The 23,205-nt window shown below is 73.2% G+C and carries 23 protein-coding genes; 12 read left to right on the forward strand and 11 right to left on the reverse strand.

Translation table 11 applies throughout. The features are described from left to right. Window positions 1-60: 60 nt before the first annotated feature. Both DCW30_RS21185 and DCW30_RS21190 read right to left on the reverse strand, forming a co-directional pair. Window positions 61-348 (reverse strand): YiaA/YiaB family inner membrane protein, encoded by a 288-nt coding sequence (locus DCW30_RS21185; protein ID WP_062772168.1) that lies wholly within the window; start codon window positions 346-348, stop codon window positions 61-63. Between the two features lie 79 nt (window positions 349-427). Next, a complete protein-coding gene (locus DCW30_RS21190) occupies window positions 428-1,579 on the reverse strand; it encodes an acyl-CoA dehydrogenase family protein (RefSeq protein ID WP_076686990.1) in 1,152 nt (383 codons plus the stop codon). Window positions 1,580-1,652: 73 nt separating this feature from the next. On the opposite strand from DCW30_RS21190, the gene DCW30_RS21195 reads away from it, so the two are divergent. Together DCW30_RS21195 and DCW30_RS21200 are read left to right on the forward strand one after the other, a co-directional pair. Beyond that, window positions 1,653-2,360: a TetR/AcrR family transcriptional regulator gene (locus tag DCW30_RS21195; protein WP_062772162.1), complete on the forward strand. Its 708-nt coding sequence runs from the start codon at window positions 1,653-1,655 to the stop codon at window positions 2,358-2,360. A 3-nt stretch (window positions 2,361-2,363) separates the two neighbouring features. Next, entirely contained in the window at window positions 2,364-3,074 is a 711-nt protein-coding gene (locus tag DCW30_RS21200; RefSeq protein ID WP_076686989.1) for an ArsR/SmtB family transcription factor, read from the forward strand. Between the two features lie 11 nt (window positions 3,075-3,085). Here DCW30_RS21200 and DCW30_RS21205 read toward each other — a convergent pair whose 3' ends face one another. After that, window positions 3,086-3,661 carry a TetR/AcrR family transcriptional regulator gene (locus DCW30_RS21205; protein ID WP_076686988.1) on the reverse strand — a complete coding sequence of 192 codons (576 nt, stop codon included), beginning with the start codon at window positions 3,659-3,661 and terminating at the stop codon, window positions 3,086-3,088. Window positions 3,662-3,825: 164 nt separating this feature from the next. Here DCW30_RS21205 and DCW30_RS21210 point away from each other — a divergent pair, with 164 nt between their 5' ends. Beyond that, window positions 3,826-4,839: an urea transporter gene (locus DCW30_RS21210; protein WP_237283456.1), complete on the forward strand. Its 1,014-nt coding sequence runs from the start codon at window positions 3,826-3,828 to the stop codon at window positions 4,837-4,839. Between the two features lie 9 nt (window positions 4,840-4,848). Here the strand turns inward: DCW30_RS21210 and DCW30_RS21215 are convergent, their stop codons facing one another. Both DCW30_RS21215 and DCW30_RS21220 read right to left on the reverse strand, forming a co-directional pair. Beyond that, window positions 4,849-5,928: a zinc-binding dehydrogenase gene (locus tag DCW30_RS21215; protein ID WP_076689496.1), complete on the reverse strand. Its 1,080-nt coding sequence runs from the start codon at window positions 5,926-5,928 to the stop codon at window positions 4,849-4,851. A 56-nt stretch (window positions 5,929-5,984) separates the two neighbouring features. Beyond that, window positions 5,985-7,373 (reverse strand): aldehyde dehydrogenase family protein, encoded by a 1,389-nt coding sequence (locus tag DCW30_RS21220; RefSeq protein ID WP_076686987.1) that lies wholly within the window; start codon window positions 7,371-7,373, stop codon window positions 5,985-5,987. A gap of 208 nt (window positions 7,374-7,581) precedes the next feature. On the opposite strand from DCW30_RS21220, the gene DCW30_RS21225 reads away from it, so the two are divergent. Then, a complete protein-coding gene (locus DCW30_RS21225) occupies window positions 7,582-8,496 on the forward strand; it encodes a DUF5829 family protein (RefSeq protein WP_198504953.1) in 915 nt (304 codons plus the stop codon). Here DCW30_RS21225 and DCW30_RS21230 read toward each other — a convergent pair. The 3 genes from DCW30_RS21230 to DCW30_RS21240 form a co-directional block, all read right to left on the reverse strand. Continuing rightward, window positions 8,477-9,769: an MFS transporter gene (locus tag DCW30_RS21230; protein WP_076686986.1), complete on the reverse strand. Its 1,293-nt coding sequence runs from the start codon at window positions 9,767-9,769 to the stop codon at window positions 8,477-8,479. The two genes, DCW30_RS21225 and DCW30_RS21230, sit on opposite strands and share 20 nt — an antisense overlap. Further along, window positions 9,769-11,199: a CitMHS family transporter gene (locus DCW30_RS21235; RefSeq protein WP_076686985.1), complete on the reverse strand. Its 1,431-nt coding sequence runs from the start codon at window positions 11,197-11,199 to the stop codon at window positions 9,769-9,771. The genes DCW30_RS21230 and DCW30_RS21235 overlap by 1 nt, the downstream gene beginning before the upstream one ends. Before the next feature lie 160 nt (window positions 11,200-11,359). Next, window positions 11,360-11,992, reverse strand: a complete 633-nt coding sequence (locus tag DCW30_RS21240) for a TetR/AcrR family transcriptional regulator (protein ID WP_076686984.1) — start codon at window positions 11,990-11,992, stop codon at window positions 11,360-11,362. Between the two features lie 101 nt (window positions 11,993-12,093). On the opposite strand from DCW30_RS21240, the gene hmgA reads away from it, so the two are divergent. Genes hmgA through DCW30_RS21255 form a run of 3 tightly spaced genes read left to right on the forward strand, consistent with a single transcriptional unit; the run spans window position 12,094 to window position 15,438 of the window. Next, window positions 12,094-13,452, forward strand: coding sequence for a homogentisate 1,2-dioxygenase (hmgA, locus tag DCW30_RS21245; protein WP_076686983.1), 1,359 nt, complete (start codon window positions 12,094-12,096; stop codon window positions 13,450-13,452). A 12-nt stretch (window positions 13,453-13,464) separates the two neighbouring features. Continuing rightward, on the forward strand, window positions 13,465-14,214 hold the full coding sequence (locus DCW30_RS21250) for a GntR family transcriptional regulator (RefSeq protein ID WP_062772137.1): 750 nt from the start codon (window positions 13,465-13,467) through the stop codon (window positions 14,212-14,214). A gap of 15 nt (window positions 14,215-14,229) precedes the next feature. After that, window positions 14,230-15,438 (forward strand): type ISP restriction/modification enzyme, encoded by a 1,209-nt coding sequence (locus tag DCW30_RS21255; protein ID WP_076686982.1) that lies wholly within the window; start codon window positions 14,230-14,232, stop codon window positions 15,436-15,438. A 21-nt stretch (window positions 15,439-15,459) separates the two neighbouring features. Here DCW30_RS21255 and DCW30_RS21260 read toward each other — a convergent pair whose 3' ends face one another. Further along, the gene (locus tag DCW30_RS21260) at window positions 15,460-16,185 is read right to left on the reverse strand and encodes a TetR/AcrR family transcriptional regulator (RefSeq protein ID WP_076686981.1); all 726 of its coding nucleotides are present in this window, start codon (window positions 16,183-16,185) and stop codon (window positions 15,460-15,462) included. Between the two features lie 62 nt (window positions 16,186-16,247). Here DCW30_RS21260 and DCW30_RS21265 point away from each other — a divergent pair, with 62 nt between their 5' ends. Together DCW30_RS21265 and DCW30_RS21270 are read left to right on the forward strand one after the other, a co-directional pair. Then, entirely contained in the window at window positions 16,248-17,180 is a 933-nt protein-coding gene (locus DCW30_RS21265; RefSeq protein WP_076686980.1) for an ATP-binding cassette domain-containing protein, read from the forward strand. 46 nt (window positions 17,181-17,226) lie between these two features. Beyond that, window positions 17,227-18,003, forward strand: coding sequence for an ABC transporter permease (locus DCW30_RS21270; protein WP_076686979.1), 777 nt, complete (start codon window positions 17,227-17,229; stop codon window positions 18,001-18,003). A 181-nt stretch (window positions 18,004-18,184) separates the two neighbouring features. Here the strand turns inward: DCW30_RS21270 and DCW30_RS21275 are convergent, their stop codons facing one another. Beyond that, window positions 18,185-18,454, reverse strand: coding sequence for a hypothetical protein (locus DCW30_RS21275; protein ID WP_076686978.1), 270 nt, complete (start codon window positions 18,452-18,454; stop codon window positions 18,185-18,187). Between the two features lie 362 nt (window positions 18,455-18,816). Between DCW30_RS21275 and DCW30_RS21280 the strand changes: the two genes are divergently transcribed. Further along, a complete protein-coding gene (locus DCW30_RS21280; RefSeq protein WP_237283583.1) occupies window positions 18,817-20,457 on the forward strand; it encodes a serine/threonine-protein kinase in 1,641 nt (546 codons plus the stop codon). Here DCW30_RS21280 and DCW30_RS21285 read toward each other — a convergent pair. Continuing rightward, window positions 20,441-21,259: an SGNH/GDSL hydrolase family protein gene (locus DCW30_RS21285; RefSeq protein ID WP_198502247.1), complete on the reverse strand. Its 819-nt coding sequence runs from the start codon at window positions 21,257-21,259 to the stop codon at window positions 20,441-20,443. The two genes, DCW30_RS21280 and DCW30_RS21285, sit on opposite strands and share 17 nt — an antisense overlap. A 235-nt stretch (window positions 21,260-21,494) precedes the next feature. Here DCW30_RS21285 and DCW30_RS21290 point away from each other — a divergent pair, with 235 nt between their 5' ends. Beyond that, window positions 21,495-21,920, forward strand: a complete 426-nt coding sequence (locus DCW30_RS21290; protein WP_076686976.1) for a hypothetical protein — start codon at window positions 21,495-21,497, stop codon at window positions 21,918-21,920. A 1-nt stretch (window position 21,921) separates the two neighbouring features. Continuing rightward, window positions 21,922-23,022, forward strand: a complete 1,101-nt coding sequence (locus DCW30_RS21295) for a GNAT family N-acetyltransferase (RefSeq protein ID WP_076686975.1) — start codon at window positions 21,922-21,924, stop codon at window positions 23,020-23,022. Window positions 23,023-23,205 lie beyond the last annotated feature (183 nt).

Raw genomic sequence — 23,205 nt, forward strand, 5'->3', positions numbered from 1 at the left:
GCGTCTCTCTTCGGGAGGGACACCATACCCCTGACGGTGAGCAAGCGCTTAGGGACCGGGTCAGGGCTTGGCGAACGGGTCGTGCTCGGCGAGGAGCTTGTCGACGCGGGCCTGGTCGACCCTGCTGACGATCTGCACCGCGTCCTGCCGGTCCCTGATCACCTTGGCGAGGGTGAACGCGGAGGTCGTCAGGTAGAGCACGGCGATGGCGAGGAAGCCCCGCACCCAGGCCGAGGCGTCCAGATAGCCGATGCCGACGGCGACGGCGGCGAGGGACACCGCGAACGAGGCCACGGCCTGGCCGTAGAAGGCGTTGGTCGTCTGCTGCTTGACGGGCGGCTCAGTCATGGCGCCAGCTTCGCCGGAAGGCGGGGCGTGCCGTATCCGCTGACGTACTCAGGTAGGTACTCAGGGCGCGCCGGGGCGGTCAGAACGCCGAGACCCCCGTCAGCGCGCGCCCGATGACCAGCTTCTGGATCTGGCTCGTGCCCTCGTACAGGGTCATCACCCGGGCGTCCCGCAGGAGCTTGCCCACCGGGTACTCGTCTATGTAGCCGTAGCCGCCGAAGACCTGGAGGGCGTTGTTGGCGGCGCGCACGGCGGCCTCGGAGGCGAACAGCTTGGCCTTGGAGGACTCGGTGGCGAACGGCTGCCCCCGGTCGATCAGGTCGGCGACCCGCCAGGTCAGCAGGCGCGCGGCGTCCACGTCCACCGCGATGTCGCTGATCAGCTCCTGGACGAGCTGGTGGCGGGCGATGGGCTTGCCGAACTGCTCGCGCTCGCCCGCGTACCGCACCGCCGCGTCGAGGGCGGCCCGCGCGATGCCCACGCATCCGGCGGCCACCGACATGCGCCCCTTGGCCAGGGCGGACATCGCCACGGAGAACCCCTTGCCCTCGGGCGCGAGCATCGCCGAGGCCGGGACGCGGACGTCCTGGAAGGTCAGCTCGGCGGTGGCCTGGCCGCGCAGGCCGAGCTTGCCGTGGACGGCGCGGCGGTCGAGCCCGGGGGTGTCGGTGGGCACCAGGAAGGCGGAGACGCCCTTGTGCCCCGGGGCGTCGTTGGTGCGCGCGAAGAGGAGGACGACGTCGGCCCAGGTGCCGTTGGTGATGAACATCTTGGCGCCGTTGACCACGTAGTCGCCGCCGTCGCGCACGGCCCGCGTGGTGAGGTTGCCCGCGTCGGAGCCGGTGCCGGGCTCGGTGAGGCCGAAGCACCCGACGTACTCGCCCGAGGTCAGCCCCGGCAGCCACCGCCGCTTCTGCTCCTCGGCGCCCCAGGCGGCGACGGTCTTGGCGACGAGCCCGAGCGAGACCGAGACGATGCCGCGCACGGAGGAGTCGCCGCGCCCCAGCTCCTCGGTCACCAGGCAGTACGCGAGGTGGTCGCCGCCCGAGCCGCCGTACTCCGCGTCGATGGTGAGCCCGAGGAACCCGAGGTCGCCGAGCTTCTTCACGACGGCCCTGTCGACGCTCTCGGCGCGGTCCCACGCGACGACGTTCGGGGTGATCTCGCGCGCGACGAAGTCCTCGGCCAGCCGCTTGACGGCGGTCTGCTCCTCGCTGAGCTCCAGGTTCATCGTGCGCACCCTCTTCGCGTCGGCCTTTAAATTAGCACTGCTAGTTTCCCGTGGCAGCCCTACTATGTGCCGCATGGCCCGACCGCGCAAGCCCCTCCTCAGCCGAGAACGCATCGTCGACACGGCGCGCGCCCTCGTGGACGCCGAGGGGCTCGCCGCCGTCTCCACGCGCCGCCTGGCCGCCGAACTCGGGGTGAGCGGGCCGTCCCTCTACAACCACTTCCGCACCAAGGACCAGATCCTGGAGGCGGTCGCGGACTCGGTGAGCGCGCAGGTCGACCTCTCGATGTTCGACGCCGCCGACCCCCGCGACTGGCGCACGGCCCTGCACGACTGGGCGGTCTCCTACCGGGCGGCGCTCACGCTGCACCCGAACATCGTCCCCGTGCTCGCGCGGGGCCCCGGGCGCAGGCCCGCCGGGCTGCGGCTCGCCGACGCGGTGTTCGGGGCGATGGTGGCGGCGGGGTGGCCGCCCGCGCAGGCCACGTCGATCGGCGCCCTGATGCGGTACTTCATCATGGGCTCCGCGCTCGGCTCCTTCGCCGGCGGCTTCGTGGACGACGAGACCGCGTACGACCCGGCCGACTACCCCCACCTCGGCCAGGCCCACCTCCTCGCCGAGCGCCAGGACCTCATCGACGCCCGCGCCTTCGAGACGGGCCTGCACGCCCTACTCGACGGGCTCGCCGCGCAGTACGAGCACATGGCGGGCGGCGAGGGTCCCGGGAGGCCCGCCGGTGACGCTTCGACGCCCGCCGAAGCGTCACCCGGTCATCCTTGAGACATGCCGCAGGACGTCACATCGATCACCACCGCCCCCGCCCTCGCCTCGCTCGCCGGGCTCTTCGCCGACGAGACGCGGGCCGCCTGCCTGCTCGCGCTGCTGGACGGACGGGCCTGGACGGCGGGCGAGCTGGCACGGCACGCGGGCGTGGCCCCCTCCACCGCCAGCGAGCACCTGGGCAAGCTGGTCGCGGGCGGGCTGCTCGCCGAGGAGCGGCAGGGACGCCACCGCTATGTGCGGCTCGCCGACGCGGGGATCGCCCAGCTCGTCGAGGACCTCGCCGCGCACGCGGCGCCCGGGGCCCCGGCGCGGCCCCGCACGCTGCGCCAGTCGAGCGCGGGCGCCGCCATGGCGCGCGGGCGCACCTGCTACGACCATCTGGCGGGCCGGCTGGGCATCAGGGTCACCGGGGCGATGACCGAGCGGGGGCTGCTCCGCCAGGACACCGGCTTCGCGCTCACCGACGACGGCCTCGCCTGGTTCGGGGAACTCGGCATCGAGCTGGTGCGCGCCGGGCGGCGGCCGCTGGCCAGGGGCTGCCTCGACTGGACCGAGCGGAAGCCGCATCTGGCCGGGGTGGCGGGCGCGGCGCTCTGCCGGCACGCGCTGGACGCGGGGTGGTGCGCGCGGATCGGCTCGCAGCGCGCGGTGAAGGTCACCCCGGCGGGCGCGCGGGCCTTCGCCGCGCACCTCGGCGTCACGGACCTCTGAGGCCCGCCGCGTCAGTCGTTGACGATGCGCTCCACGGCCGCCGTGACGAGCCGGTCCCGCTCGGCCTCGGAGAGCACGTCGGGCAGGGTGAGCTGCTCGACGATGAGCCAGTTGAAGGCCAGGTACAGGAGCTTGACCGCCGTCGCGTCGCCGGGCAGGCCGGAGGACTCGTGGTACGCGACGTTGGCGGCGAGGTCGTCCCGTACGCGCTCGGTGAGGACGGCGCGCAGCTCCGGGCGCCTGGTCGCCTCAAGGCGCAGTTCGAGCAGGGCGAGATAGCCGGTGCGGAAGCCGCTGACCCGTCCGACGACCTCGCGCATGAGCCGCGCGTAGGTCTCCTTGTCGGGCTCGGCGGAGCGCTGGCGTGCGACCTCCTCCTCGCCGGGCGTGAGGCGTTCGTAGACGCGGGCGCCCGCTTGGGTCAGCAGGTCGTCGCGGTTGGCGAAGTAGTTGGACGCGGTGCCGGTGGGCACCCCCGCCTCGGTGTCCACCGCGCGGAAGGTGAGCCCGCGGGCGCCCTCCCTGGCCAGCACCTCGATGGCGGCGTCGACCAGGGCCGCCCGCCGGCCGTCGTTCCTGCGCACCATGGCCACCACTCCAGACGTAGTACTACACTCCGACCACTACACAGAGAGTACTATAGCGTCGGCCAGAGAGTGGATGTACTCTGCACCCGTCCTGCCGGGTGAGACATCCGTCCCGCCGTGCGGACAGGGACATCACGCCGGGGGATGGGTGGATCGTGGGGCACGTGACGGGCACGGCCGGTGCGGGCGGCGCGGGCGGTGCGGGCGGGGACGCCGTGCCGCCGCTCCGGCCGCGGGAGTTCGCGGCGGCGGTGCTGCGGGGGCAGGGCCAGGTGACCTTCCTGCCCAGCGTCGCGGCGGGCGGCGTCTTCTGCCTGGCGCTGACGGCGGCGGGCTGGGAGTACGGGCTCTACGGCCTGGCGGGCACCGCCGTCGGCACGGGCGCCGCGCGGCTCCTCGGGGCCGACCGCGACCGGGTGTCCCTGGGCCTCGAGGGGTTCAACGCCTGCCTGACCGCGCTCGGCCTCGCCGCCGTGCTGGGACCGCGCCACCTCTCGACGGCCCTGCTCGCGCTCGCGGGCTGCGGGGTCGTCACGGTCGTCACCGGCGCCGCGGGCCATCTGCTCGGCCCCCTCGGACTGCCCTCGCTCACGCTGCCGTTCTGCCTGACCGTGAGCGCGACGGCCGCCGCCGCGCCGGGCTTCCGCCGCATCTGGCACCAGGGCGAGACGCTCGCGGCCCCGCCCCGTCCCGCCACCGGTCCCACGGGACTCGGCCCCGACGACCTGGCCCGCGGCTTCCTCTCCGGATTCGCCGAGATCTTCCTCGCGCCGCAGTGGCACGTGGGCGCCTTGCTCCTGCTCGGCCTCCTCGTGGCGAGCCGCCGGGCCGCGGCCGTGGCGTGCCTGGGCAACGCGGCGGGCATGGCGACGGCATGGGCGCTCGGCGCCCCCGCCGCGGGGATCGCCGACGGCACGGCGGGGTACAACGCCGTGCTCGTGGCGCTCGCCCTCTGCGGGGGCTTCCTGCCCGCGCGGGCGGCGACACTGGCGTACGCGCTGGTGGGAGCGGCCGTGGCGACGGCCGCGGGCCCTGCGGTGGCCGCCCTCCTCGCGCCGTCCGGCGGGCCCGTGTTCACCTGGCCGTTCGTCCTCACGACGCTGGTGTTCCTGGCCGCCGCCACGTCCTTCCCCCGACTGGGGGCGCACCGCCGGGGCGCGGGCCCGGCGGAGGGCTAGAGGCGCGGCCTAGAACACCACCAGCGCCCGGCCGCCCTTGCCCGCGAGCATGTTGTCGAAGGCCGCCGGGATGCCGTCGAGCCCGATCCGGTCGGTCACCAGGACGCTCAGGTCCAGGCGGCCCGCCCGGATGTGCCCGGCGAGGACCGGCAGGTCCACCGCGGGGTCGGAGTTGCCGTACACGCAGCCGGAGAGCGTCCTGCCCCAGTGGAAGATCTCCAGGGCGTTGAACGTCACCTGCTGGTCCTTGCCGCCGATGCCCACCACCGTGGTCCGGCCGCCGCGCCGCGTGGACTCCCAGGCCGTGCGGATCGTCACCGCGCGGCCCACGCACTCCACGGCCACGTCGACGCCGTGGCCGCCGGTCAGCTTGCGGACCGCGCGGGCCGTGGTGTCCGAGGCGACGACGTAGTCCGTGGCCCCCGCGGCCCGCGCCAGCTCCTCCTTCTCGGGCGAGACGTCCACCGCGACGATCCGCGCGGCCCCGGCGATCCTGGCCGCCTGCAGCGTGGCGAGGCCGACCCCGCCCACGCCGAAGACGGCGACCGTCTCGCCCTCGCGGACCTTCGCGGAGTGGCGCACGGCCCCGTACCCGGTCAGGACGGCGCAGCCGAGCAGGGCTGCGTCGGTGAGCGGGACGCCGTCCGGCGCGGGCAGGAGGCAGCGGGCCGGGACCACGGTCTCCTCGGCGAAGGCGGCGACGTTCAGGCCCGGGTGCAGTTCCGTGCCGTCGGGACGCCGCGCGTGGACCCGGGCGGCGCCCGCCAGGGCGTCGGCGCAGAGCCACACCTCGCCGAGCGAGCAGGCATGGCAGACGCCGCAGGACGGGGCCCAGTTCAGGACGACGGCGTCGCCGGGCGCGTACCCCGTGACGTCCTCGCCCACGGAGACCACCGTCCCCGCGCCCTCGTGGCCGAGGACGGCGGGCGCGGGGAGCCGCATCGTGCCGTTGGACAGGGACAGGTCGGAGTGGCAGACCCCGGCGGCGGCGAGCCGCACCCGGACCTGGCCGGGCCCCGGCTCCGGCAGCTCGATGGCGGCGATCTCCAGCGGGGAGCCGACGGCGGGGAGGATGGCGGCGCGGACCACGTTCACGTACTCCTTGGGAAGTTGGCTGGCTCGGGGCTGCGGGGCGGCGGGACGGCTCAGAACTGCAGGGACTTCGTCTGGAGGTACTCCGCGAGGCCGTGCGCGCCGAGTTCGCGGCCGACACCGGACTGCTTGTAGCCGCCGAAGGGCGCGAGCGGGTTGAAGCGGCCGCCGTTGATGTCGACCTGCCCGGTGTCCATGCGCCGGGCGAAGGCGGCGGCCTCGGCGTCGTCGGCGGCCCACACCGCGCCCGCCAGGCCGTACACCGTGCCGTTGGCGATGCGCAGGGCGTCCTCCTCGTCCTCGTAGCGGATGAGGGAGAGCACCGGGCCGAAGATCTCCTCCTGGGCGATGGTCATCTCGGGGGTGACGTCGGCGAAGACCGTGGGCTGCACGTAGTAGCCGCGCTCCCTGGGCGCCTCGGGGCCGCCCGCCACGATCCGGGCGCCCTCCTCGACGCCCTTCTCGATGTAGCCGCGGACGCGGGCCTGCTGCACCGCGTTGACGAGCGGGCCGATGCGGGGGCCGTACTTGGCGGCGGCGGCCGCGGCCAGCTCCACCGCCTCGTCGTAGGAGTCGGTGTGGACCAGCATGCGGGTCCAGGCGCTGCACGTCTGGCCGGAGTTGGACATGACGTTGGCGACGCCGACGTTGACCGCCTTGGCGAGGTCGGCGCCCGGCAGGATGACGTTGGCGGACTTGCCGCCGAGCTCCAGGGCGACGCGCTTGACCGCGGCCCCGGCCGCGGCGCCGATCCGCCTGCCGACGGCCGTGGAGCCGGTGAAGGAGACGAGGTCGACGCCCTCGTGCTCGGCGAGCGCCTGCCCCGCGACCGGGCCGAGGCCGGTGACGAGGTTGAAGACGCCCGCGGGGATGTCCGCCTCGTGCACCGCCTCGGCGAAGAGCTGGGCGGTGAGCGGGGTGTCCTCGGCGGGCTTGAGCACCACCGTGCAGCCGGCCGCGAGCGCGGGGGCCACCTTGTTGACGATCTGGTGCAGGGGGTAGTTCCAGGGGGTGATCGCGCCGACCACGCCGACCGGCTCCAGGTAGACCGTGGAGTTGCCGACCTTCTCCTCGAAGGGGTGGGTCGCGGCCAGCTCCGCGTACGATCCCGCGACCAGGACCGGCACGCCCGCGTGCACGGTCTGCGAGAACGGCAGCGGGGAGCCCAGCTCTGCGGTGACGGTCTCGGCGATCTCGTCCTTGCGGGCGGCGAGCCGGTCGCGGAGCGCCCCGATCAGCGCGGCGCGCTCGACGGGCGGCGTCGCGGCCCAGCCGGGCAGGGCGGCGCGGGCGGCGCGGACGGCGGCGTCGACGTCCTCGGCCGAGCCCGCGGGGACCTGGCCGACGGGCCGCTCGTCCGCCGGGTCGACGACCGTGATCGTGCCGGCGCCTGCGGCCGGGCGCCAGGCGCCGCCGATGTACATCCCGTCGTGGGCCTTCATCGCATACCTCCAGGTTGGGAGCCTGTGCCGGCACCCCGGCCGGGCATCCGGCGCCATGGCACGGGCTCTGGCGTCCGCGTACAAACTAGCGCTGTTAGTTTTGGGGCACCAGGGGCATCTCCCGGCGTGTGGTTCACGGAACAGCGGCGTCCGCGCTCCACCGCGTCCTACGCTCATACGCATGCTGCTGCTGCGACGCAAGCTACGGATGACCGCGGTCCTCGCCACGGCCCTCGCGGCCACGCTCCTCGGGGTGCCCGACGGCGGGACGAGGACGGCGCGGGCCGAGGAGAAGCCACCGACCGACCGACAGCTGCTGTTCTACAACCACTCGTACGGCGTGCTCGACCGCGAGACCGCCGACGCCATCGAACACTCCGACTACCTCCCGAAGTTCGCCGACTTCGAGGTGCGCACCACGACCGGCTCCCAGGGCACCTGGACCGGGCGCTACCTCAAGGGCCGCGAGACCTATCTCGAACTCTTCGGGGTCGGCGACCTGCCCGGCACGGAGCATGGCAGCGCCGGGCTCGCGGTCTCCACCGAGCGCGACGGCGACTTCGCGACCGTGCTGGAGCGGCTGCGGGACGCGGGGATCGAGAAGCCGATCGAGGGTGTGCAGACCCGGGACTTCGGCGACGGCGTCCCCGTGCCGTGGTTCGACTTCATCTTCACCACCGACCAGTACGACGCCTTCGGGGCCTGGGCCATGGAGTACCGGCCGGAGTACTTCGCCGACCCGCGCGGCAAGACCGAGCCGGCCTCCCACCCCGGGGACGTCGGCCGCGAGCGCTACCTCCCCGACACCTACCGCGAGCGCCTGATGCGCGACGTGACCTCGGTCCGCTTCGCGGTCACCGAGCGCGACCTGGACAACACCGTGCCGCTGCTGCGGGCGGGCGGCTTCCGGGTCCGGGAAGTGGCGGGCGGCGTCGTCGCGGCCGGCGGCGGCACCACGATCCGGCTGGACACCGCGCCCCGCGACCGGGCGGGCCTGAAGCGGTTCACGTTCGCGCTCAACAAGGCGGCCGAGCAGCGGCACGTGGAGCGGATCGGCAACTCCACCCTCACCGTCGGCCCCGGCGCGCGTGCGGTGTGGGACTTCACGGGCGAGGAGCGGTAGGCCCCGGGTCGCCGGCCCGGACGGGCCGATCCCGCTCACCGGGTTCCTCGCGCTCATCGGGGTCTTCCCGCTCGCCGGGGCCCTCGCTCTTGCCGGAACCCCCGGGGCGGCTGCGCGCGCCGAGGCCCGCCGCGACGAGCAGCAGCCCGCCCAGCATCACGAACGGCGCCGCCACGCCCGCCACCCCGGCGATCAGGCCGGCGGAGGCGGGTGCGGCGACCTGCCCGAGCCGGTTGCCGGTCAGCCGGAGCGCGAGGGCGGTGGAGCGGGCCTCGTCCGGAGCCGCCTGGACGACCGTCGTCATCGACAGAGGCTGGCCCACACCCAGGCAGAAGCCGAGCAGCACGAGCATGACGCCGAGCGCCCACACGGGCACGGGCAGCGCGACCCCCGCGCAGAGCAGCGCGGCGAGCGAGCAGGTGACGACGATCAGCGCGGTGCGGCCGAGCAGCCCGATCAGCGGGGTCATCACCAGCCGGCAGGCGATGGTCGCCGCGGCCCGCAGCGAGAGCAGCAGGCCGACCGTGGCGGGCGCGATGCCGCGGTCCTCGCCGACCACGGGCAGATAGGCCGTGAGGATGTCCGTCGCGGAGAGCACGGCCAGGCTGATGAAGATGCCCGCGGGCACGCCACGGGCGCGCAGGATGCCGAGGACCGGCGCCTTCGCCGCCCGCTCGGGGCGGGGGCCCGCGGAGCGGACGTGCTCGATGCGCCACAGCGAGCCCAGGGCGAGAGCGGCGACCGCCGCCGAGACGAACAGCGCGAAGGCGCTCGTACGGTCGATGTCCGCGCCGATCAGGGCGCCCGCCGCGAGCGGGCCCGCCAGCTGGCCGAGCGAGGCGCCGATGGTGAAGTGGCCGAAGTTGCGGTCCTGTTCCTCGGGCGCGGACTGCCGGGCGACGAGCGACTGCGCGCCGATCACGAAGCAGAGGTGGCCGAGCCCCATCACACCGCTCCACGCCGCCATCGCGGCGAGCGAGCCCGCCGTGCCGCTCAGGGCGCAGCCGCCGGCGATCAGGACGACGCCGGCGGGCAGCAGGGGGGCGCACCGCCCGTGGTCCGTCCTGCGGCCGAGGGGGACGGCCGCGAAGAGCGGGAGCAGGGCGTAGACGCCCGCGATGACGCCGATGGCACGCTCGTCGGCGCCCAGGGACAGGGCCCGGTAGGAGACGGCGGGCCGCGCCATCGACACCGCCCCCTGCGCGAAGCTGAAGGCGATGACGAGACGGAGCAGCCAGCCCCTGCCACCGGGCCGGGCCGAGGCGTCAGGCATCAGATGATGCCGAAGAGGATGCCGGAGCCGAGCACCACCAGCGAGGTGAGGACGGCCCATTTGACGGTGAACCGCGTGTGGTCGCCGAACTCGACCTTGGCCATCCCGACCAGGACGTAGACGGCGGGCACCAGCGGGCTCGACATGTGCAGCGCCTGCCCGGCGATGGAGGCGCGGGCGATCTCCAGGGTGCTGACGCCGTGCGCCTGGCCCGCCTCGGCGAGGACCGGCAGGACGCCGAAGTAGAAGCCGTCGTTCGACATGAAGTAGGTGAGCGGCAGGGAGAGGAGCCCGGTCACGAGGCCCATCTGCGGGCCCATGCCCTCGGGGATGGCGTCGACGAGCCACGTGGCCATGCTGTCGACCATGCCGGTGCCGGTGAGGACGCCGGTGAAGACGGCGGCGGCGAAGACCATGCCGGCGACGTTGAGGACGTTCTCCGCGTGGGCGGCGATACGGGCCTTCTGGTCGGGCATGTGCGGGAAGTTGACCGTGAGGGCGAGCGCGGCGCCGAGCAGGAAGAGGACCGGGATCGGCAGCCACTCCATGATCATGGCGGTGAGCAGCAGGACGGTGAGGCCCGCGTTGAACCAGTAGAGCTTGGGGCGCAGGGTGGCGCGGTGCGGGTCGAGGCCCTGGAAGCCGTCCTCCGCCGCGTCCTCGCCGGCGTCCTCCGCGTCCGCTCCCGGGGCCTCGCCGCCGCCTCCGGTGGTCTTCTTCGTGAGCGGCGTACGGCCGCCGGCGCCGCCCGCGCCCACGAGGACCGTCTCGTCGGCCGTGGCGGTCTCCTTGTGGAGGACCTCGTCGAGCGAGAGCGTGCCGAGCCGCTTGCGCTCCCGCAGGCCGAGCGCGTAGGAGAGCAGGAAGACGGCGACGAGTCCCATGGCGAGCGCCGGGATCATCGGGACGAAGATGTCGGCGGCGTCGACCTTCAGGGCGGTCGCGGCGCGGGCGGTGGGGCCGCCCCAGGGCAGGGTGTTCATGACGCCGTTGGCGGTGGCGGCGACGCCGGTCATGACCACGAGGCTCATCTTGAGGCGCTTGTAGAGCGGGTACATCGCCGAGACCGTGATCATGAAGGTGGTCGAGCCGTCGCCGTCGAGGGAGACGATCGCGGCGAGCACGGCGGTGCCGACCACGATGCGGACCGGGTCCGCCTTGCAGAAGCGCAGGATGCCCCGGACGATCGGGTCGAAGAGGCCGACGTCGATCATGACGCCGAAGTACACGATGGCGAACATGAGCATGGCCGCCGTGGGCGCCAGATTGCCGACGCCTTCGAGGACGTAGTCCCCGAGATGGGCTCCCTTCCCCACGAACACGCAGAAGAGAGCGGGGATCAGCACCAGTGCCGCGATCGGCGACATCTTCTTCATCATGATCAGCACCAGGAAGGTGGCGATCATGACGAATCCGAGGATTGTCAGCATGGGGGCTACCTAACGTTCACCATCGAACTCCCACCAGGTCTGGCGGTCCGGATGACGTTAGGACCCGCAATCGAGCGTTAACAAGATGTTGACGTGCGAGCAATAAGCGCAAAACTCCTGGTCAACGAGGTACGCGTACGAGAGGCGCAACCGGCGGCGGTCAGTCGAGCGTCCGCGCGAAGTAGGCGTGCAGCAGGGTCCGCGCCTCCTCGACCAGGTGCGGGTCGCCGCCGGGGCGGCCCCGGAAGGCGAGCTGGAGCACGGCGTCGACCGCCTCGACGCCGACCGCCACGGTCCTGCGCAGCCGGCCCTCCAGCGGCCGGTCCAGGTGGTCCGCGAGCAGCGCCGCCACCCGTTCGGCGACCTGTTCGTTGGCGTCCGGCATGGCGTCGGGCGCCGAGGGGATGCCGAAGTCCACGAGGCCGAAGCCGGGGACGGTGCGCATCATCGCGAGGTACTCGTCGAAGGCGGCGTCGACCGCGCCGCGCCAGTCGCCCCGGGCGACGTCGGCCATGCGGGCCGCGACGCGTTCGGCGTAGCGGTCGAGGTTGCGGTGGGCCAGGGCGTCGGCGAGGGCGCGCTTGTTGCCGAAGAACCGGTAGACCGAGCCGATCGGCACGCCGGCGCGGAGGGCGACGGCCCGGGTGGTGAGGTTCTCGTAGCCGACCTCGTCGAGGACGGCGGCGCAGGCGTCGAGGATGCGGGCCAGCCGCTCGGCGCTGCGCTCCTGCACGGGCACGCGGCGCATCGAGGCCGGGGCCTTCGGTTCCCTGGGCGGCTTCGGCTGGCGCATCCCGGGAGAGTAGAGCACCCCTCATGTTCTTGGCTTCCCCTTGCGGAAGGAAACCTCCAATCCTACGGTGTCCCATAGGAATGATTGCAGAGGGAGCCATGATGAGCGGGGACCGCACGAGCACCACGGGCCGAGCCGGCGAAGGCGAGGCACGCAAGACCGCCGAGGGGTTGGGCTACCTCTCCGGCTTCGGCAACGAACACAGCTCCGAGGCGGTGCCCGGCGCCCTGCCGCACGGCCGCAACTCGCCCCAGCGCGCCCCCCTCGGGCTCTACGCGGAACAGCTCAGCGGCTCGGCCTTCACCGAGCCGCGGGCGCACAACCGCCGCTCGTGGCTGTACCGCATCCGCCCCTCGGCCGCGCACCCGCGCTTCACCCGCGTGGACAACGGCGGCGTCCGCACCGCCCCCTTCACCGAGTCGGCGCCCGACCCGAACCGGCTGCGCTGGAACCCGCTCCCCGAGCCGGCCCCCGGCACGGACTTCCTCGCGGGCCTGTGGACGCTGGGCGGCAACGGCGACGCGGCCCAGCGCACCGGCATGGGCATCCACCTCTACCACGCCAACGCCTCGATGACCGGCCGGGTGTTCAGCGACGCGGACGGCGAGCTGCTCATCGTGCCCGAGCGCGGCGGCCTGCTCCTGCGCACCGAGTTCGGGCTGCTGCACGCCGAGCCCGGCGAGGTCGCGCTGATCCCGCGCGGCGTCCGCTTCCGCGTGGAACTCCTCGACGCGAGCGCCCGCGGGTACGTCTGCGAGAACTACGGCGCCCCCTTCCAGCTCCCCGACCTCGGCCCGATCGGCGCCAACGGCCTGGCGAACGCACGCGACTTCCGGGCGCCCGTCGCCGCGTACGAGGACGTCGAGGGCCCGGTGGAGGTGGTGAACAAGTTCTGCGGCAACCTCTGGCACGCGACGTACGACCACTCGCCGCTCGACGTGGTGGCCTGGCACGGCAACCACGTCCCGTACGTCTACGACCTGCACCGCTTCAACGTCATCGGCTCGATCAGCTATGACCACCCGGACCCGTCGATCTTCACGGTGCTCACCTCGCCGTCCGACACCCCCGGCCTCGCCGGCGTCGACTTCGTCGTCTTCGCGCCGCGCTGGCTGGTGGGCGAGGACACCTTCCGGCCCCCGTACTTCCACCGGAACGTGATGAGCGAGTACATGGGCCTGATCGAGGGCGCGTACGACGCGAAGGCGGCCGGGGAAGGGGGCTTCGTCCCCGGCGGTGGTTCGCTCCACAACATGATGTCGGCGCACGGCCCGGACCGCGAGACGTTCGAGAAGGCCTCGGCGGCGGAGCTGAGGCCGCAGAAGATCGACGACGGCCTCGCCTTCATGTTCGAGACGCGGTGGCCGGTGACGGCCACGGAGCAGGCGGCTCAGGCGTCCCACCTGCAGCGTGGGTACGACGACGTGTGGCAGGGTCTGGAGCGCCACTTCCGCAACTGACCCGGAGAGACCGTGACTGCTTTCGCACCGGACTCGATCGTCCTGAACCGAAAGCTGCCGCTCTGGTACCAGGTGTCGCAGTCCCTGCGCGCCTCGATACTCGGCCGCACCCCCGACGCCCCGCTCCGGCTGCCCACCGAGGAGCAGCTGGCGGGGCATTACGGGGTGAGCGTGCTGACCATGCGGCAGGCGCTCAAGGAGCTGGAGGACGAGGGGCTCATCACCCGCCACCGGCGGCGCGGCACCTTCATCGAGCCGAGCGCCCGGCGCGGCGCCCCCGTCCGCCTGCTCGGCTCGGTCGACGCGATCGTGGCCCAGCAGTCGGGCATGACCACCGAGCTGCTCGACCACGGCTCGGCCCCGCCGGCCGCCGAACTCGCGGCGTACTTCCCCGACTCCGCCGAGGTGGCCACGTACCACCGGCTGCGCAGCGACGAGAAGACGGGCGAGCCGACCAACCACGCCCGCAATTTCGTCCGCCCGGAGCTCGCCGCCCGCATCGACCCCGACGACCTCGCGCGCTGGCCGATGACGAAGGTGCTGCGCGACGTGGTGGGCGTCAGGATCAGCCGGATCACCGACACCGTCGAGGCCACGCTCGCCGATCCCGAGACCGCCCGGCTCCTGCAAGTGCCGCTGCTCAGCCCGATCCTGCACTACACCGGCGTCACCTACGACGAGGAAGGACGGGCCCTGGACGTGGCCCGCATCCACTACCGCGGCGACCGCTTCTCCTTCTCGGTCACGCTGGAGGCGACGTAGTCCCAGGGGGTTACGATGCCGGGCGTGACGCACGACGAAGCGCCGCTGCTCGCGGATCTCATGCCGTGGTCCGTCGCACCGCTCCGGCCGGGCCGCGGGTGGCCGATGGCGCCGGACGCCGCATCGCTGAGGGCCCGTTGGGACACGCTGGTCCGCGCGACGGGCGAGGACCGCGAGGCCCTGTTCCGCCCCACGCGCTCCCGCACACCGCACACCGCGGTCGCCCAGCTCCCCGGCCACGCCGGGGGCACCGGCCGCCTGGCCAGGGAGTCGGGCCCCTGCCCCGAGCCGGTGCGCGTCCTGCACGGCCCCTTCGACGAGCAGTGGCTGATCCCCGACCACCGCCTCCTGGACGTGGCCCGCCCCGAACTGTGGCGGGTCGCGGGCGAGGGCCAGCTCTTCGCCGTCGAACAGGGTTACGTGCCCGGCGCCGCGGGGCCCGCCGTCCTCGCCTCGGCCGTGCTGCCGGACGGGCGCTCCCCCGCCGGACGCCCCGGCCGCATCCGGCCGCTCTTCCGCCGCCCGGGGGCCGTCGAGCCCAACCTGGCGCCGGGGCTCGCCGGGCATCTGTCGCAGCTCCTCGGCCACGAGGTCACCGCGCGGTCGCTGCTCGCCTTCGCCCTCGCCACGGGGACGGCTTCGGCGGCGGGCTGCCGGGTGCCGCTCACCTCCGACCCCGGAGTCTGGGCGCGCGGCGCCGACCTGGGCGAGCGGATGCTGCGGCTGCATCTGCGGGGCGACGGTGAGCGCCCGAAGCTGCCCGGCGGGCGCAGGCCCTATGTCCGCGCGCCCCTGCCCGCGCGCCCCTGCTCACTGTCGTACGACGCCGATGAGCGGGTCCTGCAGATCGGCGACGAGGGCGTCATCTCACCGGTGCCGAAGGAGGCGTGGGAGTTCGAGGTGAGCGGGGTGCGGGTGATCGAGCACTGGTTCGGCGCGCGCACGGCCGACGCGGACGCGCAGCCGGGGTCGCTTGCGGCCATCCGCCCCCGGACGTGGCCGCAGGCCTGGACGTCGGAGCTGCTCGAACTGATCACGGTCCTGGCCCTGCTCGCGGAACTGAGGCCCGAGCAGCGGGAGTTGGCGTCGACGGAGGCTCCTCGGATCACCGCGGGCGATCTCGGCCGGGCGGGCGTCCTGCCCGTGCCGGACGCCGCACGTCGCCCCGCCTCCGTCCTCGACCACCGCGAAGAGGGACCCGACGGGCAGTTCGCCCTGCTCTGAGCGTCAGAGCCGGCGCCCGTGTCACGGCGCGGGCTCTCGGCGGAACGAGTCGAGCAGTCGGCGCAGCGCGCGTTCGTAGCTCTCGTCCGGATCGCCCGGCGCCGGGCCCTCCGCCATCACCCTCGCCAGCCGCGGATACGCGCCGTCGGCCAACTGGCCGTGCAGATAGGCGGAGCGGACCCGCTGCTCCTGCTCCTCGGACCACGGCAGCCCCCTGGCGCGTTCGGCCATGGCGATCTCGTGGGCGACCGCGGTCATCGCCGTGCCGTTGACCATCGCGATGAGCTCCATCTTCGTGCCCTGGGGCGCGGCGAGGCCGTCAAGGACGCCCAGGCAGTGCTCCAGGTAGCGCAAGGCGTTGGGGCTGAAGGCGTGGCCCGTCGACATCACCCGTGTCAGCCATGGGTGGCGGCGCAGGATGTCCCGGGTCTGGCGACCCAGGCCCAGCATCCCCGCGTACCAGTCACCGCCGACGGCCGCCTCGGACAGCTCGTACTCACCGCTGACAGCGTCGACCATCAGTTCGTAGAGGTCTTCCTTCCGCGGCACGTAGTTGTACAGCGACATCGTGCCGCAGCCCAGCTCGCCCGCCACGCGCCGCATGGATACCGCGTCGATGCCGTCCGCGTCGGCGATGCGGACCGCCGCCGCCGCGATGTCCGCCCTGCTGTACGCGGGCCTCGGGCCACGGCCCGCACGCTCGGGGCGCGCCCAGATCACTTCCGGTTCGGCCGCTCGGCCCGCCATGGATCATCACCTCGCTCCCATAGTAGTTACGTACAGCGTACGTAGTGAGGTACGGTGACACCATGCCATCTACGTACGCTGTACTTAGTGAAGGTCTGACGAAGCGCTTCGGCTCCGGCGGCTCGGCCGTCCACGCGCTGCGCGGCCTTGACCTCGCCGTCGCCGAAGGGAGCGTGTGCGGACTGCTCGGCCCCAACGGCGCGGGGAAGACGACGGCAGTCCGGGTGCTGACCACGCTCCTCGCGCCGGACGCGGGGACCGTGCGGGTCGCGGGTCACGACGTGGTGCGGGACCCGGCGGCCGTGCGCCGCCGCATCGGGGTCACCGGGCAGTACGCCTCGGTCGACGGCGACCTGACAGGCCGCGAGAACCTGCGGCTCTTCGCCCGGCTGCTGAGGGCGCCCCGCGCGCACGCCGACGAACTCCTGGAGCGGTTCGGGCTCACCGAGGCGGCGGAGCGGCCCGCGCGGACGTACTCCGGCGGCATGCGGCGCCGCCTCGACCTCGCGGCGAGTCTCATCGTGCCGCCGGCCGTGCTCTTCCTCGACGAGCCGACCACGGGGCTCGACCCGCACAGCAGGAACGGCATCTGGGAGGCCGTGCGCGAGCTGGCGGGCGAGGGCACGACGGTGCTCCTGACCACGCAGTACCTGGAGGAGGCCGATCAGCTCGCCGACGAGGTGGTGCTGATCGACGGCGGGCGCGCGGCGCACCGCGGCACACCCGCGGAGCTGAAGGCGCGGATGGGGAGTTACGCGGAGGTCGTCGTCGCCGAGGACGCGGCCGTGCCCGCGGCCGCCGTGGTGCTCGACCAGCTGACCGGCGCCGAACCGGTCCTCGACGCGGAGCGGCGGACCGTGGGCGTGGTCTCTCCCGACCCGGCCCTCACTCTGCCCCGCCTGGTCCGGGAGCTGGACGCCGCGGGGGTCCCGCTCGTGGACGTGAGCCTGCGGGCCCCGACGCTCGACGACGTCTTCCTGCGCCTGGTCCCGTGAGCCGGGCGCCCACCCTCCCCTCTCCCCCGACCTCGGAGGTCCCTTCATGAGCGCCATCCTCTACGACGGCACCGCCATGCTCGGCCGGCATCTGCGGCGCGTGCGGCACGCCCCCGCCATCCTGGTCATGACCCAGACGATGCCCATCGTCTTCCTGCTCTTCTTCGGCTACGTCTTCGGCAGCGCCCTCGCGATGCCGGGCTCGGACTACCGCGCCTATCTGGTGCCGGGCATGCTCGTCGCGACCGCCGCCAACGGCATCATGACCGGGATGTTCACCGCCGCCCAGGATTCCCACCGAGGAGTGATGGACCGGCTGCGGACGCTGCCGGTGAGCCGTGCTGCCGTACCGCTCGGGCAGGCCGCGGCCGATCTGGTCACCACGGCGGTGGGTCTTGTGCCGCTGATGCTCGTGGGGCTGGCGATGGGGTGGCGGATCGACGGCGGCGCGCCCGCCGCGGTCGGCGCGTTCGGGCTGCTGCTGCTCTTCCGGTTCACGGCGACGTGGATCGGCATCCTGCTCGGCCTGGTGTCGCGGAGCGAGGAGGCGGCGGGGCAGTTGGGCGGCGCGACGTTCATCCTGCCGCTGCTGTCGAACGCCTACATCCCGACGGACGGGCTGCCCGGCTGGCTGCGGACGGTCGCCGAGTGGAATCCGATCAGCGCGGTGGCGACGGCGATACGCGACCTCTTCGGCAACGCTCCCGTCCCGACGGGCGCCGCCTGGCCGGTCGCCCACCCAGCGGCGGGCTCGATCGCGTGGTGTCTGCTTCTGCTGGCCCTGTGCGTGCCGGCGGCCGTGCGGCGGTACGCGCGCGGGTGAGAGCGGGGGCGTGATGTTTCGTCAACCGGTGCGCGCGGGGCGGCGGGACGTTCTGGGGGTGCGGGGTGTGACGGGGGGTACGGGTGTGATGCGGGTGAGGCAAGGGAGGGACGAGGGGGAACGGGTGGGTGGGAAAGATCCGCCGCGGAGCGGCGGCTCAGTCCCGGGGACCACCCGTGCTTCAGCGTCCGCCGAAAAGCGAGCGCCGCAGCCTGCGCAGTGGCGCGAAGAGCGAGACGTGCCTCACTCGTGCACCCCTGCCGCCACGGGCGTGCGCGGCGTCACGTGAAGTCAGCTCACGCATCAGCAGCGTCGCCTCGTGCGACTCGCGCTGCGGGACGGCGGGGCCGCCCAGCACCGAGAGATGGCGGTCGAGGCGCGTGCTGGTCGCACTGCTCCCACACGTGATCGCAGGGACACGCGCCCTGCTGCGCACCGTTATCTGTTCCATGTCACTCCCCACCCGTACGAGGGCACCCGGCCCAGGGCAAGTTAACCCTATCGCCCCACCGCGACGCCCGTGTATCCCGGTGGCAGGATTCACCTTCCCCGTAAGGAGGTTGACAACAACGCCCCGCATCCACCTGATTCCAGGGCGAGTTGGACATATGGCGCGGGGGAGCACCCTTGCCGCCGCACCACGGCGGGACTCCGTTCACGCCGCCTCCTGTTCCCGCCGGGTCGACGTGGGCTATCTCACGTGGCTACTTTTGTGGAGAAACGCACCGCTGCGGATGGGGGCGCCCCGTGAGCCAGCCAGAGCGCGTGATCGCCGGGCGGTACCGGCTCCTTTCGCCCCTCGGCGAGGGCGGCATGGGCACCGTGTGGCGGGCCCGTGACGAAGTGCTCGGCCGTGAGGTCGCCGTCAAGGAGGTGCGCGCGCCCGCCGGGCTCCCGGCGAGCGAGGTCGACCGACTCTACGCCCGCCTCGAACGGGAGGCCTGGGCCGCCGCCCGCATCCCGCACCGCAACGTCGTGACCGTCTACGACGTGGCGATGGAGGAGGGCCGCCCCTGGATCGTCATGGAGGTCGTGCGGGGCCTCTCGCTCTCCGACGTGCTGGAGGCGGAGGGAACCCTGCCGCCGCAGCGCACGGCCCGCATCGGCTCCGAGCTGCTCGCGGCCCTGCGCGCCGCCCACGACGCCGGGGTCCTGCACCGCGACGTCAAGCCCGGCAACGTCCTGATCGCCAACGACGGCCGCGTCGTCCTCACCGACTTCGGCATCGCCATGGTCGAGGGCAGCTCCGCGCTGACGATGACCGGAGAGGTCGTCGGCTCCCCGGAGTTCCTCGCCCCCGAGCGCGCGCTGGGGCAGCGCCCCGGCCCCGCCTCCGACCTGTGGTCGCTCGGCGTGCTGCTGTACGCCTGCGTGGAGGGCAGCTCTCCGTTCCGTCAGGACACCCCGCTGAGCACACTGCGGGCAGTGGTCGACGACGACCTGCCGCCCGCGCGCAACGCCGGGCCGCTCGCCCCGGTCATCGAGGGGCTGCTGCGCAAGGACCCGGCCGAGCGGACGTCCGCTGCCGACGCCGAGAGCGACCTGCGGCTCGTCGCCGCCGGCGGCAGGCCGTCCACCGGGACCGCCCTCCCCCACCGGCCGACCGTCACGGCCGAGCACCCGTACGGGCCGCCGCCGCCCGCCCCGCTGCCCGACACCTCGGCGCGGCACGTCGCCCCGGAGCCGGACGCGGCGGAGGCGGACCGGCGGCGCCGCGTGCTCGTCCTGCTCGTCGCCGGACTCGTGGTGCTCGCCCTCACCGTCGGCGGGATCGCGTACGCCCTGCTCGGCCGGGACGGTGGCGGCGGGAACAGCGGGGGCGGCTCGCCCCACAGCGCCTCCGGCGGGTCGGACGACGGCGGGAGCAAGGGCGGCGGTTCGTCGGAGGGGTCGAAAGGCTCGTCGGACGGCGGCTCATCGGACGGCGACGGCTCGTCGGACGGCGGGAGTGACGGCGGTGGCGGCGACGGCGGCTCGACGAACGGCGGGAACGGGGGCAACGGCGGCGACGGTGGCACCACCACCCAGCCGGCGCAGAGCGTGAAGGTGCGGGTCGAGGGCTCCCGCACCCGGTACAAGGGCGCCTGTCCCCCGGCCGCGGGCCGCGCGCCGTCGTTCACGGCCACCTTCACGGTGGGGCGCGTCCCGGCCGACGTGCGGTACCGCTGGGTCACCAGGTCGGGAGAGTCGAGCGACCCGGGGTGGAAGACGCTGCCCTTCTCCTCGGGCGGCACGAAGACACGGCAGGTCGCACACACGGAGACGGGGTACAGCACCGGTTCGGAGACGTGGACGGACGCGGTCCACGTACAGGTGCGCGGCCCCGTCTCCGCGACGTCGAACTCCGTGGAGTACTCGGTGGCGTGCGAGCAGGGGCAGGAGACCCCGACGGACGGGGCCTCCTCCCCACCGAACGCCTACGCGCGGCCCGCGGAGGTCAGGCAGCCGAGGTGAGGACGGGAAGGTAGCCGCCGGACTGTCCGGCGGCCTTGGGGTGGTAGGACTCGCCGGGGTTGAAGATGTTCAGGCTGTGCAGCCAGGGGCTGCCGGAGCAGAGCTCGTGCCCGGTGAACGCGCCCGTGACGTCGCCGAAGGTGAAGCCGTGGTCGGCGGCGCGCTTGGCGGTGGCCGTGTTGAGGTAGTCGGCCGCGCTGTTGATGGCGGCCCGCTCGCGCTCGGAGAGGCCGGCCACGCAGCTGCCGTCGAGCTTGTAGAAGCGGGGGTAGCCGAGGACGACCACCTGGGCGGAGGGCGCCTTGGCGCTGATCGCCGAGTAGACCTTGTCGAGATTGCCGGGGAGCGTGGAGTCGACGTACGAGCGGGCCTGGGCGATGCGGGCCAGGCAGTTGCTCTCGGACTGCAGGACACAGGTCGTCATGACGTCGGCGAAGCCCGCGTCGTTGCCGCCGACCGAGATCGAGACGAGGCCGGTGCCGGAGCCGAGCGGGCCGAGCTGCTTGGCCAGGACGTCACCCGTACGAGCGCCGGAGCAGGCCGTGAAGTGGAAGCTGGAGGGCGAGTTCGCCGCTGCCCAGAGGGCCGGGTAGGCCTTGGTGCTGCGCTTGCAGTCGCCGCTTGAGCTGTCGTAGCTGCCGGCGCCGACGCCGGACGAGTAGGAGTCGCCGAGCGCCACATATCCGGTGGCCGCCCGGGCGTCGGTGGAGGGGGCCGCGTGTGCCGCCGCCGCCCCGGTGAGGGCGAAGGCGGCGGCGAGGAGGAGCGAGGACAGGTATGCCGCGGTCCGGGACAATCTCATGGAGCCTCCCTAAGCAGGATTTCCGCTACCCCGTGGTAGCACGCGGCTCCGACCCGTCGATAGTGTCCATGTCAATAATTTCACCGGCAATTCCCCTGCGCACGCGCGTAGTTCACCTGGCGTCCCAGGCGCATGGCGAGGAACACCCGCCCCTCTCCCGGCCGTCTTGACGGTTCGCCTGACGCTGCGACACATTGAAGCCCGGCATCCGGCGCGTCGGGGGGCGAAGTCGCCAATGCAGACCATGCGGAGCAAGGCGTCGACACCGGGCGTGCCACGGCCCGGGGCACGGGACCGGGCGCGGGACCTGCTGCCGCTGTTCGCGGGAGCGGCCGTCGCCGTGGGCGGCGTCGGCGCGATGCTCGCGCTGGTCGACCTCGACTCGCCGCTGCGCGGCCCCTTCACGCTCTTCTTCCTGATCGCCGCGCCCGGTGCGGCGATCGCCGCCGCGCTGCGGGCGCTGGAGCCGTGGGGCAGGGCCGTGGCCGCCGTGGCCGGCTCCATCGCCGTCAACATGCTGGTGGCGCAGGCCATGCTGGCGCTGCACGTGTGGTCGGTGCGCGGCGGCGTCGTCGCCGTGACCGTCCTGAGCGCTCTCGTCCTGCTGCTCCTGGAGGCACAGCGGCTGCGCCGTCACGCGGTGAGAAAGTGGACTTCCTGACGTGAACATAACCGTGCACCGCCCCGGCGAGCTGACGGCCGCCGACCGGGCGGCCTGGACCGCGTGGCAGTCCAAGGCGCACCTCAACGGCTCGCCGGAGCTCGCCAACCCCTTCCTGTCCCCCGAGTTCACCCTGTCCCTGGGGCACGAGCGGCGCGGGGTGCGGATCGCGGTCGCGCGGGACGCCGGCGGGCCCGCCGCGTTCTTCCCCTTCCAGCGGACCGTCACCGGCGTCGGCCGGGCCGTCGGCCTCGGCGTCTCGGACTGCCAGGGCCTCGTGCACCGGCCCGGCTTCACGTGGGACGCGCGGGAGCTGCTGCGGGCCTGCGGGCTCGCGGTCTGGGAGTTCGACCACCTCGCGAGCGGGCAGGGACCGTTCGAGGCGGGCGCGCGCGGCGTCTTCCCGTCCCCCGTCATGGACGTCGACCAGGGGTATGAGGTCTATCTCGGTCGACTGCGGGAGCGCTCCCCCAAGTTCACCCGCACCACTCTGGCCAAGGAGCGCAAGCTCGGCCGCGACCACGGCCCCGTGCGCTACGTGCACGACGAGCGCGACCCGCGGGCCCTGGCCGCCCTGATGGGCTGGAAGTCGGCCCAGTACCGCAGGACGGGCCGCAGCGACCGCTTCGCGCACCCGTGGATCACCCAGCTCGTGCACCGCCTCTTCCACTCCAGGGGCGAGTCCTTCGCCGGCGTCCTCTCGGTGCTCTACGCGGCGGACGTCCCGGTCGCGGCGCACTTCGGGCTGCGCAGCGAGCGCGTCCTCGCCTGCTGGTTCCCGGCGTACGACCCGGCGTTCGCGAAGTACTCGCCCGGCCTGGTGCTGCATCTGCGCATGGCGGAGGCGGCCGCCGCCGACGGCATCGCGTATCTCGATCTGGGCCGTGGCCAGAAGGAGTACAAGGACTCCCTCAAGACGCGTGAAATCGATGTCTTCGAGGGCAGGGTGGCCCTGCGCCACCCGGTGGCATTCGGACACACGGCGCGACGCGCGCCGGTCAGGGCGCTGCGCAATACCGTCCTGTCGAGGCCGGAATTGTTTGATCCGGCTGACAGGCTGCTCAAACGGATGGGTAAAATCCGATCACGTGGCAGGGAATAGGAAAGTCCGCATCTGATCGCATAGACAGCTCAAATCATGAAAAACGTGAGGCCACGTTCCAGGTCTTGCCATACAGTCTCAATCATCAATACCGTCGTACATCCACCCGCAACGGTCCATCACGTCATGCGATCTGGGGGAGGGCTCAAGATCGCGATGGTTCCGGTGCGGGGCGCGGTAGGG

Origin of the sequence: Streptomyces alfalfae, assembly GCF_004127445.1 — a bacterium.
Taxonomy (GTDB): Bacteria; Actinomycetota; Actinomycetes; order Streptomycetales; family Streptomycetaceae; genus Streptomyces; species Streptomyces alfalfae.